This window comes from Agrobacterium sp. GW821-FHT02D03 (assembly GCF_059421725.1).
In genome coordinates, this window is the sequence record NZ_JBWKVN010000002.1 from 98,309 (window position 1) to 114,029 (window position 15,721).

General features: G+C 56.8%; 12 protein-coding genes and 1 pseudogene. 8 read left to right on the plus strand and 5 right to left on the minus strand.

Going from position 1 to position 15,721, the window contains the following annotated elements; genetic code table 11:
* Window positions 1-25 precede the first annotated feature (25 nt).
* Both tagF and AC07U5_RS14000 read left to right on the plus strand, forming a co-directional pair.
* Window positions 26-1,447 carry a type VI secretion system-associated protein TagF gene (gene tagF / locus AC07U5_RS13995; protein WP_494723359.1) on the plus strand — a complete coding sequence of 474 codons (1,422 nt, stop codon included), beginning with the start codon at window positions 26-28 and terminating at the stop codon, window positions 1,445-1,447.
* On the plus strand, window positions 1,422-2,330 hold the full coding sequence (locus AC07U5_RS14000) for a protein kinase domain-containing protein (RefSeq protein ID WP_312807970.1): 909 nt from the start codon (window positions 1,422-1,424) through the stop codon (window positions 2,328-2,330). Before tagF ends, AC07U5_RS14000 begins: the two co-directional genes overlap by 26 nt.
* A 41-nt stretch (window positions 2,331-2,371) precedes the next feature.
* Here the strand turns inward: AC07U5_RS14000 and AC07U5_RS14005 are convergent, their stop codons facing one another.
* Window positions 2,372-3,508, minus strand: coding sequence for a polysaccharide biosynthesis/export family protein (locus AC07U5_RS14005; protein ID WP_494723360.1), 1,137 nt, complete (start codon window positions 3,506-3,508; stop codon window positions 2,372-2,374).
* 527 nt (window positions 3,509-4,035) lie between these two features.
* On the opposite strand from AC07U5_RS14005, the pseudogene AC07U5_RS14010 reads away from it, so the two are divergent.
* Both AC07U5_RS14010 and AC07U5_RS14015 read left to right on the plus strand, forming a co-directional pair.
* Window positions 4,036-4,203 (plus strand): annotated as a pseudogene (locus AC07U5_RS14010) (AAA family ATPase); the annotation flags it as partial.
* Between the two features lie 84 nt (window positions 4,204-4,287).
* Window positions 4,288-5,211, plus strand: coding sequence for an AAA family ATPase (locus tag AC07U5_RS14015; RefSeq protein WP_494724241.1), 924 nt, complete (start codon window positions 4,288-4,290; stop codon window positions 5,209-5,211).
* Window positions 5,212-5,512: 301 nt separating this feature from the next.
* Here AC07U5_RS14015 and AC07U5_RS14020 read toward each other — a convergent pair whose 3' ends face one another.
* The 3 genes from AC07U5_RS14020 to AC07U5_RS14030 all read right to left on the minus strand — a co-directional run bounded on the left by AC07U5_RS14020 (window position 5,513) and on the right by AC07U5_RS14030 (window position 8,814).
* Window positions 5,513-6,190: a YciE/YciF ferroxidase family protein gene (locus tag AC07U5_RS14020; RefSeq protein WP_082447398.1), complete on the minus strand. Its 678-nt coding sequence runs from the start codon at window positions 6,188-6,190 to the stop codon at window positions 5,513-5,515.
* Window positions 6,191-6,445: 255 nt separating this feature from the next.
* Entirely contained in the window at window positions 6,446-7,264 is an 819-nt protein-coding gene (locus AC07U5_RS14025) for an alpha/beta fold hydrolase (protein ID WP_494723361.1), read from the minus strand.
* A gap of 251 nt (window positions 7,265-7,515) precedes the next feature.
* Entirely contained in the window at window positions 7,516-8,814 is a 1,299-nt protein-coding gene (locus AC07U5_RS14030) for an MFS transporter (RefSeq protein WP_494723362.1), read from the minus strand.
* A gap of 265 nt (window positions 8,815-9,079) precedes the next feature.
* On the opposite strand from AC07U5_RS14030, the gene AC07U5_RS14035 reads away from it, so the two are divergent.
* The 3 genes from AC07U5_RS14035 to AC07U5_RS14045 all read left to right on the plus strand — a co-directional run bounded on the left by AC07U5_RS14035 (window position 9,080) and on the right by AC07U5_RS14045 (window position 12,280).
* Window positions 9,080-9,745 (plus strand): response regulator, encoded by a 666-nt coding sequence (locus AC07U5_RS14035; protein ID WP_494723363.1) that lies wholly within the window; start codon window positions 9,080-9,082, stop codon window positions 9,743-9,745.
* A complete protein-coding gene (locus tag AC07U5_RS14040; RefSeq protein WP_494723364.1) occupies window positions 9,746-11,164 on the plus strand; it encodes a sensor histidine kinase in 1,419 nt (472 codons plus the stop codon).
* Between the two features lie 216 nt (window positions 11,165-11,380).
* Entirely contained in the window at window positions 11,381-12,280 is a 900-nt protein-coding gene (locus AC07U5_RS14045; protein WP_494723365.1) for a helix-turn-helix transcriptional regulator, read from the plus strand.
* A 36-nt stretch (window positions 12,281-12,316) separates the two neighbouring features.
* Here the strand turns inward: AC07U5_RS14045 and AC07U5_RS14050 are convergent, their stop codons facing one another.
* Window positions 12,317-14,443 carry a TonB-dependent siderophore receptor gene (locus AC07U5_RS14050; protein ID WP_494723366.1) on the minus strand — a complete coding sequence of 709 codons (2,127 nt, stop codon included), beginning with the start codon at window positions 14,441-14,443 and terminating at the stop codon, window positions 12,317-12,319.
* A gap of 279 nt (window positions 14,444-14,722) precedes the next feature.
* On the opposite strand from AC07U5_RS14050, the gene AC07U5_RS14055 reads away from it, so the two are divergent.
* Window positions 14,723-15,718 carry an iron-siderophore ABC transporter substrate-binding protein gene (locus tag AC07U5_RS14055; protein WP_494723367.1) on the plus strand — a complete coding sequence of 332 codons (996 nt, stop codon included), beginning with the start codon at window positions 14,723-14,725 and terminating at the stop codon, window positions 15,716-15,718.
* Window positions 15,719-15,721 lie beyond the last annotated feature (3 nt).

Sequence of the window (15,721 nt, forward strand, 5' to 3'; positions counted from 1 at the left end):
ACCGAAGACAGATCACGCCTGGCTGATGACTAAGCCAGATCCAAAGCCGGCCGTTGCGGCGTCGGACAGCGACCGTATCGGCTTTTTCGGCAAAGTACCAAGCCACGGAGATTTCATTTCCGAGGGCCTGGACCGTGAGTTCATAACAAGACTGGATGAGTGGCTAAGAGCTGGCATGCACGCATGCGCCGACCAATACGGTGCGCGTTGGTCCTCCGTTTTTTCCAACGCGCCGCCGACGCGATTTATCTCCGAGATCGGCGTGTGGGGCGATGCCGCCTATGTCGGCGTCTTGCTACCGAGCCGGGACCGCGTCGGTCGAAGATATCCGCTGGTGGTTCTGGCGCAACTTACCACATTTCGACTGCACCCAAGAACGCTTTATCTTGACGAAACCTGGTTCATGGCTGCAGAGGCTTTGGCTGAAACCTCGATGGCCGAAGATTTCGACATGCACCGCTTCACCACAGCGATCAAGCGGCTTCGCCTCCCCAAACCCAAGGAGGACGATGATGCTCCAGTTCCGACACACAACCGCGACAAACCGACGAGCCTCTGGTGGCAGATCGATGCGGAAACCCGCCGCCCGAAGGGCGTGAAGCTGGACGGCAGGCCTGGCACGGCAGATTTCATCAAGCTTTTCCAGGATAACAAGCTTCCGCCAGAGCCTGCCCCTCACTCCGAAAAGCACCAGCAAGTGGGCGCGGCCAAGTCCCCGGCACTTGCGCCCAAAGCGCCGGTTGCTCTCCCGCTTGCAGCGAAAACTGTTACGTCGACCTCGATCATCTACAGCTATGCTACGCATGCCGGCACGAAACTGTCGGCCAACGCGGACTCGCTCTTCGTATCCAGTCAACCTCCGCTCTTTGCCATCGCGGACGGCATAGGAGAAGGCCACGCGGCAGCCGAAGCAGCCCGGCTGACCGTAAACCTTCTTGCCGATGTGACAGCAGGCAGCGAGCATAGTGTCGATCCACAGACGGTCAGAGGGAAACTCGGTACTGTCAACAGCCTCCTTCTGTCCCGACAGGTCGGCGAAGGCGCTTTGCGTCCGGGAGCAAGCGTCGTTGCGGCATCGATCTTCAATCAGACGATCGCCGTCTTGTGGTCGGGCGATGCGCGAGCCTATCTTTTGAGGGATGGAACCATGCATCCGCTGACACGCGACCACGTGATTGTCGGAATGAAAAGAACTTTGGCGCAATATATCGGGCACTCGCAGCAATTCCGGCCCGACATTATTCGGGAAAACTGGGGGTGGAGCGACAGGTTACTGCTGTGCAGTTTTCCGCTCGTCCAGCAACTGAAGGAACGCGTGGTCGCTGAACTTCTCTCCGAAACCAAGATCGAGGACTGCGCCGAAGCGCTCATACAGGAAGCGCTGATCGAGACCGCAAGAGACAATATCAGCGCCATCGTGATTGGGCACGACCGTGTGCCGAGATAGCAGCAATGATCAGGGCCTGGTAGCGCAGCGTTATGCCGATCTCTGGCGCGCCATTCAGCAGGGGAACGAAGGCCTGCGCCCACCCCAGGATGCGTTGGAATTGCTCGACCAGATCCGCAACGCGCTCGACCGAAACGCATCCACGATCAACGCGCAAAACTTCGGCCGGATCGCAAACACCTTCCTTGTCGAGACGGTCACCTTCACGAGCGAACGCACAGAAGTCCTGCATCTGCGCCATATCGATCTCGGCACGTCGCACGCGCTCAAGACGCTGCGACCAACTTGTCGCGACGACATTGTTATTGCACAATCTCTGCGTCGAGAGGCAGAAATGGGACTGCGTTTCAGGCATCCCAACATCCTCGAGACATCAGCATTGTTGCGTCTAGAGGACGGCAGACCGGGATTAGTAATGCCATGGCGTCCGCTCACGCTTGCTTCTCTATCACAAGAGCAACTGCTCAATGAACAAGAAGCCTCAACGATCGTGAGAAGCGTTCTCCTTGCACTCGACACGATACATCGAGAGGGGCTTGTTCACTGTGACGTGACACCGAACAACATTTTCCTGCATGGAGACGATTTCGAACAGTCGCTACTTGGAGACTTCGGCATCGCCATTCCGATAGGATCCAAGCATCGAGATATCGGCATAAAGCGCGCGGGATCGCCAGAATTCTCCGCCCCCGAGCAGTTGCAAGGGGAGGAAGCCCATCCCTCTCACGATATCTATGCCATTGGAAAGCTGGCCGAAAAGCTCGCAAGCAAAATAAATGCGCCGAGGTCAATCTGGAGCGAATTGATAAAGCAATGCTGCCAGTTGCGTCCAGAAGACCGACCGCAAAGCGCTCGGGAGATTCTGGACATTATATCAGGCTAAAAGTCGGCGCTGTCGCCTTCCGGCTGGTTAGCCTAACGTGCTCAGTTCGCGCTTCCCGGCTGAGGCGCTGCTGCTGTCGGTACGCTCTTCTGGAACACCGTCAACAGCTTGGCGGCATCAACAAGCGGCGCGTTGCTGGCATAGAGAACATCACCCTTCTGCATCTGGAACATCTGCATCAGCGCAATGCTGGAAGCGTCACGCATGTTCACACGGTAAATCACAGGGCGTTTCTGCGTTAGAATTTCAGCACGTTCCTTGGACGCAGTCGGACCGACCGAGCGGAGCGGCACCTCTTCAGTGCGGAAGACATAGACATTGCGCGAGTCGGCGCGATCATCAAGAAGACCACCTGCACGACCAACCGCCTGGGCAAGCGTCAACTTGCCGGTTTCGAATTGAAATTCGCCCGCGCTCTTGAACGCGCCAAGTGCCGTAAAACTGGATGCGTCCCCGTCAATCATGATTTGATCGTCAGGCGACAAACGAACATTCTGTCGATCTTCACGCATCACCCGATCAAGGGTTGCGCTTGCTCTCTGCTGACCGCGAACGATCGTCACCGTCGCAGCCCCCGGCGCCACTGCCGGGCCACCCGCTTGGCTGATCGCATCGAGAACCCGTTCCTGTCGCGCCGTCAAAGCGATCTTGCCTGGTGTCTTGACCGCCCCGCTGACCATCACAGCACTTGTCGGCTTGTCGACGACTGTCACGACCGCCTGCGGATTAACGGCAGATCCCTTCAATCCTGCAACAACCTGGTTCTGCAGTCCCTCTGGCGTGGAGTCGATCACCCTCTGTCTACCCACGAATGGCAGATTGACGTTGCCGTTTTGGTCTACGGTGAATCGACCAAGGTTGAGCGTCTTGCTCTGCGTGGACGAGAAAAGACCATCTTCGCCCGTATCGAGCACGGTGATATCGACGACGTCTCCGCGCCTCAGACGCTGAGCGTTATACCCTGTGTTCCGCAATGCTGCGAGACCGGGGCCAGCAGAGTAAGACATGATACTTGCGTTCGATGTCGAAGCAGGAGCATTCGCAAGATCGATGACCGCAATCTTCTCGTTGGTATTTGGGAGAGTTGCTGACCTAATGTTTCCTGCAGTGGGACCATCAGACGGTCTTGCACAAGCACTCAGCAAGGCCAAAAGAAGCACAGGAACGATCTTCTTCATCCATAATCCCCAACACAGAATCAGCTGCACGCAGGAATAGCATCAACGAATGAACCCGCAATAACTTTAAAGCCAAAAATTGAAAAATGCCGCTCAATCTCCGCTTTTATGTGTCGAACACGCAACCTCCGCGTCATGCGATAACGGCGCCAATTCTGCAAGCACTCCGTCCACGGCCCGCCCTTGTTCGTCCAGCCTCGTCGGTAATAGTTTCCTTTGTCTTCCCGCTACCTGATCCGTTGCTCGATCGGCTTATCACCTTCGTGCCTTCGGGGACGCTGTTCTCCTGGGGCCGTATTTCCATCGCGCCGGGCCAGTCCGACAGATGACGATCATGCTATCATGAGCATGATGGAGAAGAGCAGCAAAGAAGCCCGTGGCATCGAGCGCTCGACCTTCGGGCAGCGCGCTAACCAAAAATGGAGGCGACCAAGCCGTTCGTAGGGCTACTTGTGTCCCGAAGCGTCCATGTTGATAGCGAAGTGAACGCCCATGCAACCAAACCTCTTTTATGCTACAAATCATCCATGGCACTTATTACCCTTGCTGTATCCGGCTATCGTTCACTTCGCAGTCTTGTCCTTCCGCTCGAACGATTGAATGTGGTAACGGGCGCAAACGGAAGCGGAAAGTCGAGCCTATATCGTTCACTACGTCTGCTTGCGGACGTTGCGCAGGGTCAAGCAATTGCTTCCCTCGCCGCGGAGGGTGGTCTGCGATCGACCATGTGGGCAGGAGGATCAGGCTACTCGGTTGCAATGCGATCAGGGCGGTCACCTATGCAAGGCAACATCGGCGCCGGTCCCGTTTCACTTCGTCTTGGCTTTGCGTCCGAGGACTACGGCTATGCAATCGATCTGGGTCTTCCTATCCCCGGTCCTGGCGCCAGCCGGGAGGAAGTGTCGCTGTTCGGGCACGATCCGGTCGTTAAGGCGGAAGCTGTCTGGGTCGGCGAGAGGCTGTCGAGGCACAATGCCATTGCCCGGAGAAGCAATGCCTCTGTTCTGGTGCAGGACAGAAATGGTCTCCTGCGGCCGGTCGTCACTGACCTTGCGCCTTTTGAGAGCATGATGATGCGCGCCGCTGACCCGACCGATGCGGTCGAACTCCTTCTTCTTCGCGAACGCATGCGGGCTTGGCGCTTTTACGACCACTTCCGGATTGATCGAGACGCTCCGGCGCGCAGTCCTCGGATCGGAACGCGCACGGTCGCGCTCGCGTCCGATGGTGCGGACCTGGCGCCCGCCATTCAGACCGTGCGGGAGATCGGCAATGGACCGGCGTTCGACGAAGCGATCGAGGATGCCTTCGCCGGGTCGTCCGTCGAAATCGGTGCTGCCGACGGTCTGTTTCGTCTGTCTATGCGTCAACGGGGGCTTCTCCGCCCTCTCGATGCCTCAGAACTTTCGGACGGAACCTTGCGTTATATCGCACTGGCAACAGCCCTTCACACGCCGCGCCCTCCAGAACTGATGGTATTGAACGAGCCAGAAGGCAGCCTGCATCCGAGCTTGTTGGAACCACTTGCACGCATGATTGCATCGGCCAGCAAGCGCAGTCAGGTCATCGTCGTGAGCCATGCCAGGTCCCTGGTTGATGCGCTCTCCCACCATGGGGCGCAGATGCTGGCACTGGAGAAGGAAAACGGCGAAACGATCGTTGGGAACGTCGAGCCCCCAGCATGGACCTGGCCGGACCGTTGATCCGCATGCACGTCTCCCACGGGGGAGAAAAATCAGAAGCAACCTTCACGTAACTTTGCAGAAAATTACTTTAAATTTCTGTCATCGTTTGATAAATTGTTGATATCGCTGTTGGCGCACAGATGCCCCTCCTCCATTCGAAGGGCTGCAACCATTTCAATGGCGCCGTCTGGCGGAACCGGTGGCGAAGAGAAGGCGAAAGACCGATTAATACTGGGCCTTCTTGCTCATGTGTTGGAAGATGACGAAGAAGGCTGGTCGCACTGAATGCGGACCAGCCTTCGTTGTTGGAGTGACGAGATTACTCTTCGTCGTAGTCGCTTGCGGCGGCATTCACCGAGTCTTCGGCAAGTTCCGTGAGGCTCGCGTCAGCGGCTTTTTCCTGAGCGAGAATGTCATCGATGTGCTGCTTGGCCTCATCCATGCCAAGCGCGTCTGCGAAGGCGCGCATCGAACCATAACGGGTAATCTCGTAGTGCTCGATCGCCTGACAGCTGAAGATGATTGCTGCGTCTGCGGCAACACTCGAGCCAAAATCCTCCAAGAGGCTTTCACTCTCTTCCAGAATTCCGTCGATAGCGTCGCACTTTTCAGCCTTAGCGCGCTTGCCCAGGAGCTCAAAAATTGCCTCAAGCTTCTCAATCTGACCGGCAGTTTCTTCGCGATGAGACGTCAGTGCTTGCACCAGCTCAGGGTGATCCGCTGCCTTAATCATCTTTGGCAAAGACTTGTAGATCTTTTTCTCAGCGTAATAAATGTCGCCGAGCGCGTGCTCGAAAAGGTCAGAAAGACTTTTGTCGTCCTTCGCGGAGACGCTCGTCGCTTTCTTGGCGGCAGACTTGCTTGCCACAGCCTGTGCACGCTTCTTGCGCGCGTCTGAGCTCGCAGCAGCACTTTTGGTCCCAGAGGCGCGCGCGGTCTTTTTAGCGGCGGTTCTCGAAGACTTATTTTCCTTGCTCGATTTTTCGGCTGTCGCCATCTCGTTCTCTCCCTTTAGAGCCTTATAATAGGCGTGGGAGAACGAAAGCGATTGGGCGATGTTCCAGAGAACGACGAAGTTAATTTCCCACCATACGAAATCAATCTAGGGCGAATTTTAACGGCCGACAAACATGCGGCTCAACGCGTGTCGTCAAACCTCGCATGAGGGTATCAAAGTTTTCGTGTATCTGTAGGAATGAGGTCGGACGATAGATGAGGTGGGCAGATCATACCATCCGCCCACCCTGCGAAATCAGGCAAGAAACTCGATCAGGTCTTGGTTCAAGCGGTCAGGTACTGTCGCAAACAGGCCGTGGGGTTCTCCGTCATACTCGATGAGTTTTGCTCCGGCGATACCATTCGCAGCGGCCCGACCTGTTGGATCGATAGGAACTGTCTTGTCACCCGTACCGTGGATCACCAGCGTGGGGATTGTAAACGCTGCAAAATCGGGACGGAAGTCGGTCTTGGCAAAGGCGTCAACGCAATCGATCGTGGCCTTCGGGCTTGCCATCACTCCGAGAACGAAAGACCAGTCCAGGACTCCCTGGCTGACTGGGCGGGTCACCAGGCCGACACCATAAAAGGTCTTGGCAAAGCTTTGCAGGAAGTCGAACCTGTCTTTGCGAATGTCTTTTTTCATGCCTTCAAACACGCTGGCATCGACACCGTCAGGGTTGCTCTCGTCCTTTAGAAGATAGCCGGCAACGGACGCAACGAGGACGGCTTTCGACACTTTCGACGCGCCATGGCGAGAGAGATAACGGGCTATTTCGCCGCCACCCATGGAAAAGCCTACAAGGCTGACGTTTTGGAGTTCAAGGCCATCGATGACGGCGGCGAGGTCGTCGGCGAAGGTGTCGTATGTGTAGCCGCTCGCGGGATGTCCCGACTGGCCAAAACCACGACGATCATAGGTGATGACACGAAAGCCCGATTCCAAAAGGGCAACGGTCTGGTACTCGAACATATCACCGGTTAGCGGCCAACCGTGGATGAGGATTACCGGGCGACCTTGGCCCATATCCTTGACGTGCAGTTTAGTCCCATCTTTTGCTTCGATGAATGCCATTTGGTAACTCCCTTAATGGTGCACCGGTAAAGTCTGGCATGCAAATAGGGTTCCCTTGCTGCACCAGGTGAACACCATATAACGGACGTTTAGGAATGATCCCCGCGGTTGCGTTTGCAGCCGCGCTGATCTGAAATGCGAAGACGACGGCTCTCAAGCGTTTCTATCTAGAACCCCCTGCTGAAACTTAATTTCAGCGAAATGGACTGATGAAAACAAAGCGCGGACATGGCCTCTTGCGATTTCGCCCGTCACGCTTTGGCGGTCATGGCGCTGGGTCGTGCGCCGTCCGTCACCTTACGATAGACGAGAAGTGTCGCCACCAGACCGCAGCCGCCTGCAAAGGCAAGCCAATAACCCGGTGCCGCCTTGTCGCCAGTCTCCTCAATGAGGTAGGTGGCGATGGCTGGCGTAAAGCCCCCGAAGATCGCGGTTGCCAGCGAATAGGCCAGCGAGAAGCCCGCTGTCCGCACGATCGGCGGCACGATCTCCGTTAGCGCAACCACCATGGCGCCGTTGTAGCTGGCATAAAGGAAGCTGAGCCAGAGTTCGGCGATCAGCATGCGTTCGAAGCTCGGTGCGGCTACGAGCCAGGCGATCACCGGATAAGCTGTCACCAGCGCGAGCGCCGAAAAGACCACGAGGACAGGCTTTCGACCGATCCGATCAGAAACGGAGCCCATGACCGGCAGCCAGAAAAAATTCGACAAGGCCACGCAGAACGTTACGAGAAGACTGTCGGTTTCCGAGAGCTTCAGGACGGTCTTACCGAAAGTCGGCGTGTAAACGGTGATGGCATAGAAGGACACCGTCGTCATAACGACCATCAGCATACCGAGCAGGACAATCCCCCAGTTGGCCGCCAGCGTTTGGTATACCTGCGTCATTGTGGGGCGATGTTGACGGGCCGCAAACTCCTGCGTCTCTTCAAGCGATCGCCGAACATAGAACAGGAACGGAACGATGCCGCAGCCAATGAAGAAGGGTATCCGCCAACCCCATTCCGACATTGTGCTCTGCGGCATCAGAGAATTCAACGCGTAGCCCAGCAGGGCCGCGACCATGATGGCAACCTGCTGGCTGCCAGACTGCCAGGATACGTAGAAGCCTTTTTTGCCGGGCGTTGCCATCTCCGAAAGATAGACTGAGACTCCACCGAGTTCCACGCCCGCCGAGAAGCCCTGTAGCAGGCGGCCAACGAGAACGAGAAGCGGTGCGAAGAGACCTATTGTCTGGACACTGGGCACGAAGGCGATGAGCACGGTACCGAGCGCCATGATGCACAGCGTGACGATAAGGCCCTGGCGACGGCCGATCTTGTCGATATAGGCCCCGAGAAAGATCGCACCGAGCGGTCGCATCAGGAAACCTGCACCGAAGGTCATGAAGGTCAGCATCAGTGATGCAACTTCATTGTTCGACGGAAAAAAGGTCTTGGCAATATTGCTGGCATAGATGCCGACGAGGAAAAAGTCGAACATCTCGAGGAAATTGCCGCTAGTTACGCGCAATACGGTGCCGACGCGGGATGAGCGTGTAATTGCTGTCATATTTTTCTCCCTTTGCATGAGACTCACCCCGTCTGGGGTCCTCCGGTCTTCATGCGAACGGCCGTGCATCAGTCGTAATAGTCCACGTCGCTTGGCGACGGCGGGGCTCCAACCTGAAGCTTGACCATACTGATGTCTAACCGCTTACATCGGAATTCCTGTCACCATCCTGTCACGGCGCCCGGGCGGCAAGAAATTGTCTTGTCCCACACCCGTCCTCCATGCTTGATCTAGGCCGAAGCAGATTATGACCAGGGAGGAAGGCATGCGGGTCCTCATTGTGGAGGATGACCCGTCATTGGCGCGCGGGATCGTTTCGGCGCTCGTGGGCGCCGGCTACGCGGTCGATCGTGTCAGCAATGGCCGAGACGGGCTCGCTGCGGCCCTTGAGGAAGATTATGCGCTCGTCGTACTTGACCTCGGTTTGCCGGGAATGGACGGGCTCACGGTGCTGAAGGCACTGCGGCAAGCTGGTTCGTCAACGCCCGTGATGATCCTGACGGCGCGCGACGCTATTCCCGACCGGGTCGCCGGGCTTGACGTTGGAGCAGACGACTATCTTACCAAACCTTTCGCGCTTGAGGAATTCGAGGCACGTGTTCGCTCGCTCGTCCGACGCGGCCAAAATCAGCCGAGCCCGATCCTCAGCTGCGGAGCGCTTTCTATCGATCGCAATTCCAACACGGTAACGCTCGCGGGACGCACGCTCTTCCTGCGTCCACGAGAATATTCAGTCCTCGTCCTTCTTCTCAGCCGCGCTGGGCAGGTGGTGCAGAAGGAGCGTCTTGCCTCGGCGATTTCGAACTTCGACGATGCACTCACGCCTAACGCTGTGGAGCTGCATCTCGGCCGCTTGCGCAAGAAGCTTGAGCCACACGGCCCCAACATCCGTACAATTCGCGGGGTCGGCTATATTCTTGAGGTTGAGTGAATGAATGCGAGCGCGACGCCGTCCATTCGTCGGCGCCTTCTGCAAAACATGGTGCTGCCGGTTGCGGTGCTGGCGATTGTCTTTGGCATCGGTGGCGCCTTTTTAATCCACAGCGTTGTCAGCCTGACACAGGATCGGCTGCTCGATGCAGCACTCGTCTCCATCATCGACCGCGCAACCGCGCAGGGTCCGGCGCATCTCGACAACACGCTGGTACAGGGCGCTATCGAAATCTTGCGCGACGATGCGAATGATACATTTGCCTATTGTATTTCAGATGGCGGCGGCTTTCAGCGCGGCGATCGGGATCTTTGCGCACTGGACACGGGAACCGCACCACTCGACCGAATTGTGCATGTGCCGGCCGATCTGGATAACAACCAGGTGCGCGTTGCGATAACGCGCCGCATCATTGAGGGCTTTGGGCAGCCCCTTACCTTCAGAATGGCAGAGACCCTTAACAGCCGTCTCAATATGGAAGCACGGATGCTGGTGGTCCTCGTCCTTTTCGAGGCCGTCCTCCTCAGTGCTGCTGCCATTCTCTCTTACATGGCCATTCTGCGCGGGCTTCTACCGCTCACCGAGATCAGTCAGGAGCTTTTGGGGCGGGCTTCCCCCGGCGCTGTTCCCTTTGCCCGCATCGATACCGCGCGGGTGCCGGAAGAGGCTGTGGATCTTGTTTCAGCGATCAATACATTGATGGAGCGCCTGGATGAAACGATTGCCGGCGTGCGCGATTTTACTGCCGATGCCTCCCATCAGTTGCGCTCGCCACTAGGGGGCATCAAGCTGCATCTGGAACTTCTGCAACGGCAGGCCGCGGGCCAGGACAATCTTCTCGCAACACTGAGCGAAGCGCAGAACGGCGTCACCCGCCTGCAACGCATGCTTCAGCAATTGATCGTGCTAGCGCGCGTCGATTCCAAGAGCGACACGGTCGATCTCGATCAGCGCGTCGACCTCAGCCGACTTGCGGCCGACGTCCTGGCAGAGCAAGCACCTGAAGCTCTCAACCGCAATATCGATATCGTGCTGGAGGCGCCCGACGATCCCATCAACGTCACGGGAAATCCACTTCTTATCAAGGAAATCATCGCCAACCTTGTCGATAACGCGATCGCCCATAGTGCAGACGGCGATTGCGTCACTGTGCGCGCGATAGCGGAGGCGGCGACAGGAACTATCGCAGTTGAGGATGAAGGGCCGGGTATTCCCGAGGAAGAGCGTAGTCGTGTCTTCCAACGCTTCTACCAGATTGCCCGTGGCAACGCGAAGCCGGGTTCAGGTCTCGGTCTTGCAATCGCGCGTCGTATCGCCGACCTCCACGGCGGCTTGATCACTCTCAGCAACACCGCTTCAGGCCGCGGCTTGAGCGCCCGGCTCAGCCTGCGGCTCTCTCAAACGAAGTCGCCGGACTGACCACGAGAGCCTATAATGGCAAGGGATAGCGCATCGGCCATCTCGCCGGATCTAGAATGCTACCCCTGAGTATCCGGGATGACATAACCTGCGTTCTGTCACCCAAGATATGTTGATAGTTCTCCTCATAATTTGTTGACGGGCCGGATTTTTGTGTCCAGAAGTGACGTCTTATCCAGTTCTTAGAATTTGGCGACAGGCTGAAAGGCGTGTGCGGTGACATATCTTCACGCAATGCAAACCGAAATCCAAGGCATCCATGCCGTTTCACCTCCAAGGTGGCGTTCACTGGATGGCATCGTCGGTGTGCACTGGGAGGCTGAAGGTCACGCTGGCGCAAGTGGATATTACCTTTCGCCAGACCCCCGCATCATGCTGTTCTTCAAGGAAGTCAGCAGCCATATCCGCGTCTCCGATCAATCGTCTCGCTTCGATCGTTTCGAACGGGGATTGGCGTCCGCGGTTTATGTACCTGCCGGCGTGCCGTTATGGACGAAGTTTACGCGGCGTCATCGTTTTTCGCACCTTGATTTGCACCTGCACCAGGATCGCCTGATGCGTTACATCGCTCCAATCGTCGGGTCTTCTGCTGCTCGTGCCGTCTCAAAAAGACCGGTTGAGTTCAAAGAGGCCGGACCTTTGATCAGTCTCGCCAATCTGGTTGTCGATGAACTGGACGAGAGCGCCAGACACCCGGCATTTGCAGAAAATTTGGTCGGCAGCATCGTAACCGGCCTCCTTGATCTCCATGCGGCTGACGAGGAAAAGACTGCTGCAAGCGGCCGCCTGACTCAAGCTCAACTGAACCGGCTTTCAACCTACTTTGCGAATTGCGGTGGTCGACGTCTAACCGTGCGAGAAATGGCGGACGTCGTCGGCCTGTCCGAAAGTTGGTTCGCCACCGTCTTCAAGCAAACCACTGAGATGACTCCGCTGCAGTGGCAGTTGTCACGGCGTATCGATCTTGCCAGACGCATGCTGAGCGACACCAGCGTGAGCATCGCCGATATCAGCGCGCAGCTTGGTTTCTCAGATCAGGCGCATCTGACCAAGGTCTTTCGCAGTCTCACTGGCGAAACACCGGCCGCGTGGCGACGTAAACACCCTTCAGAGTGAGAAAGTCCCGGTGGTTTTCGCCGGGACTGTGACTGCCTACCAGGTCTGACGGAGCGTCGCGTAGATGGTGCGTCCGGGATTATAGTAGAGTGCACCGCCGTCGTTGTTCGCGATGTGCTTCTCATCGAAGACGTTGTTAACGTTCAGCTGGAAGCTGGTGTTCTCCCGAATATTGTAAGAGAACGAAGCGTCGAAGACCACCGCTCCCTTCGATTTGCGCGTGTTGGCGTTGTCGAAGTAGTAGGCGCCGGTGAACCGCGCTCCAGCTCCAAAGGTCATGTCACCGCGCTCGCCGCTTCCTTCCAAGGTGTAGGTGCTCCAAAGAGATGCCATATGCTCCGGCACCTGGGCAAACCTCTTGCCGTTATAGGTTGCGCCAGTGTCCACAATCTTCGAGTCGATGTAGGAGTAGGCACCGATCAAGTTTACGTTGGACGTGAGCTCGAGTTTTCCTTCGAGATCGAAGCCCCGGTGGCGGACCTCTTTCACCGTGTTCGGCAGGTAAACAGGAGCCTCGTAGGTGGTGATGTTTTCCAGCGTCAGATCATAAATGGAAGCCGTAATGAGGGCTGGCATTGAATCCGGCCGATATTTGATGCCGGCCTCATATTGCTTGCCATAGGTCGGTTCTTTTCCAGAAGTTGGCGGTGCCACCGATTCTGCGTAGCTGACATAGGCAGCGAGTTCGTCCGTCAACTTGTAGCTCAGGCCGAGGCGCTTGCTGAGTTCGCTGTAGGAGCCACTCGCGGTTGTGCCGTTGTTGAGGTTCTTATCCTCGAGATCCAGCCAGTCATTGCGTAGCCCGAGGCTTGCGGTAAGGCGGTCGTTGAAAACCAAGTCCTGCTGCAGGTAGATCCCGCCATTGACCTGATCCTTCTTCGAACTGCTATAGGGCGACAGTGGACCGGGCCCGCCTGCGAAAACGGGATTTGCAAAATCAATCTGTGGTGCAGCAATATAATAGTTGGCGCCTCGAGAATTGAAGTTGCTGTAATCGGCCCCGACCAAGGTGCGGCTTTCAACCTGCTCAAACTCGGTTTCGTAAAGGAAATGGGCGTCTGTAATGAAATGCTCAGCCGAACCGTCGCTGCCGAAGTAGTCGCGCTTGACCATGGTATCTGCGGAATCGCCTGCACCCAAGGTGTCATAGATGTAGGTGTAGCCAAAGCCGTTTCTCGACTTGCTGTAGCGCGCGTTGGAACCAAACGACAGACCATTGCCGAAATCGTGCTCCAACATGACGGAGTAGGTGTTCCGGTTCGTCGTGTCGTAGTTGTAGGACGGCTCGCCGAAGAAGCGGTCGCGGTTGAAGTCTGTGGAGAGTGGGTGACCGCCGCTGCTTGGCGTGCCATCACGGTCCAGATGGTCGAACACGAAGGTCAGTGAGGTCGCATCGGTCGGCCGCCATGTCAGGCCACCTTGAACGAAGTTCTCATCATTGTTCGAGAAGTCGAACTCGCCATCCGAACGCTCGAATTTTCCCGTCAGGCGATAGGACAGCGTATCGTCTTCGGTCAGGTTGTCACCAAAATCGAAGCCCGCCTCCTTGTGTGCGTAAGAGCCCGTGGTGCCGTATATTTCGCCGAAGCGCTCGCTGCGCGGCTTCTTCGTCACATAGTTGATTGCACCACCCGGATCCGAAACGCCAAAGCCTGTGGAATTGGCACCCTTCAGCACTTCCACCCGCTCAAAGCCATAGGGTTCTTCCTTCACGCCGGTCCAGGTGCGACCTACCATCAGGCCATCGCGATAGGTGAAGGGCGTAAAGCCGCGAATCTTGACGTAGTCGTAGCGCTCGTCCGAACCGTAGTAATCGGTGGTTACGCCAGCGGTATATTGCACCACCTGTTCGATGCTATCGGCCTTGCGCTGTTCGATTTCCTTGGAGGTCACTACCGAGACAGTCGCAGGCGTGGTGAAGATTTCGCCCGGCATCTTGCCGACGGCACTTGATCGTTCCGCGACAATTGACTTGGAGTCATTGTCCGACTGGCCACTTCCCTGGATGGTAATTGTCTCCAGCACTGTCGCATCGCCGTTCGTCTCCTGCGCCAATGCGAATGCCGGCAGCAATGCGATGACTGCCGTGCAGCCAAGAAGGGTTGCGGTGCGATATCGCAGGAGGGGTTGTGTCTTGCTGTGGGAGGGAATGGCGCTGATCATGCTTTCATCCAGTCATTGGCGTTCCGATACTCCGCCAATGACCTGGTCATCGTCTGGAGCCGACCGACATCGCGCCACCCGCACATGGGATGCGAAGGAAGGCTGGCGCCGGTCAAACGCCCTTTAACTGGATAAATTAAATCCAGTATTGTATATATCTCTCTTTTGTAAAATCCCCCGGAAAATCAAGCCTGGTGACGCAACTGGAGGCCCAAATTGCTTGACCTTCCGACTTTAAGCTGAGACTGACGGTCAACTTAATGAGAAAGGAACAGGACCATGCGGATCAAACTTCATCAACTCGCGCCGCTTGCAGCCCTGCTCCTCAGCATGAGCGCACTACAGACCGCGGCAGATGACGCGGCTGGCTTTCCGCTCGACATCAAACATGCGCTTGGCACGACGACGATCGCGAAAAAACCAATCCGCATCGCAACGGTTGCCTGGGCCAATCACGAAGTTCCGCTTGCGCTGGGGATTGTCCCCGTCGGCATGGCGGCGGCCAATTTCGGTGACGATGACGGTGACGGTCTGCTGCCATGGGTTTCGGAGCGCCTTAAAGAGCTCAATGGCAATCCGCCGCGCTTGTTCGATGAAGGTGACGGCATCGATTTCGAGGCGGTGGCCGAAACGCAGCCAGATGTCATCCTCGCCGCCTATTCCGGCTTGAACAGAAACGACTACGCGACACTGAGCCAGATCGCGCCGGTGGTTGCCTATCCCCAGGCGCCGTGGTCTACCGATTGGCGCGAGACCATCCGTTTCGATAGCGCCGGTCTGGGAATGGCCACAGAAGGCGAGACACTGATCTCGGACATCGAGAAGAAGATCGCAGCAGAGGTTGCAAAATATCCGGAGTTGAAGGGCAAGTCTGCGATGTTCGTGACACATCTCGACGCTACCGATCTCAGCATTGTCAATTTCTACACATCACAGGATACACGGGTTCGCTTTTTCAAGGATCTGGGTCTCTCCATGCCCAAAAGCGTGGCTCAGGCATCGTCCAATGGCAGCTTTGCTGGCTCAATCAGTGCAGAGCAGATCGACATGTTTGACGACGTCGATATCATCGTCACCTACGGCAATAAACAACTTGTCGAGGCAATGACGGCCAATCCCCTCCTCGCCCGCATGCCGGCTGTCAAACACGATGCCATCGTGACTCTGGGTCGCGATCCGGTCGGCACGGCAGCCAACCCTACGCCTCTTTCCATCACCTGGGTCCTGCCTGCCTATGTGGCCAAGCTGGCGGAAGCGGCGAGAAAAACGGAATGAATG

What these genes read in the sequence shown, in the direction of transcription:
- tagF (WP_494723359.1), top strand. Translation starts at nt 26, where the DNA reads ATGACTAAGCCAGATCCAAAGCCGGCCGTTGCGGCGTCGGACAGCGAC.
- AC07U5_RS14005 (WP_494723360.1), bottom strand. Translation starts at nt 3,508, where the DNA reads ATGAAGAAGATCGTTCCTGTGCTTCTTTTGGCCTTGCTGAGTGCTTGT.
- AC07U5_RS14015 (WP_494724241.1), top strand. Translation starts at nt 4,288, where the DNA reads ATGCAAGGCAACATCGGCGCCGGTCCCGTTTCACTTCGTCTTGGCTTT.
- AC07U5_RS14020 (WP_082447398.1), bottom strand. Translation starts at nt 6,190, where the DNA reads ATGGCGACAGCCGAAAAATCGAGCAAGGAAAATAAGTCTTCGAGAACC.
- AC07U5_RS14025 (WP_494723361.1), bottom strand. Translation starts at nt 7,264, where the DNA reads ATGGCATTCATCGAAGCAAAAGATGGGACTAAACTGCACGTCAAGGAT.
- AC07U5_RS14030 (WP_494723362.1), bottom strand. Translation starts at nt 8,814, where the DNA reads ATGACAGCAATTACACGCTCATCCCGCGTCGGCACCGTATTGCGCGTA.
- AC07U5_RS14035 (WP_494723363.1), top strand. Translation starts at nt 9,080, where the DNA reads ATGCGGGTCCTCATTGTGGAGGATGACCCGTCATTGGCGCGCGGGATC.
- AC07U5_RS14040 (WP_494723364.1), top strand. Translation starts at nt 9,746, where the DNA reads ATGAATGCGAGCGCGACGCCGTCCATTCGTCGGCGCCTTCTGCAAAAC.
- AC07U5_RS14050 (WP_494723366.1), bottom strand. Translation starts at nt 14,443, where the DNA reads ATGATCAGCGCCATTCCCTCCCACAGCAAGACACAACCCCTCCTGCGA.
- AC07U5_RS14055 (WP_494723367.1), top strand. Translation starts at nt 14,723, where the DNA reads ATGCGGATCAAACTTCATCAACTCGCGCCGCTTGCAGCCCTGCTCCTC.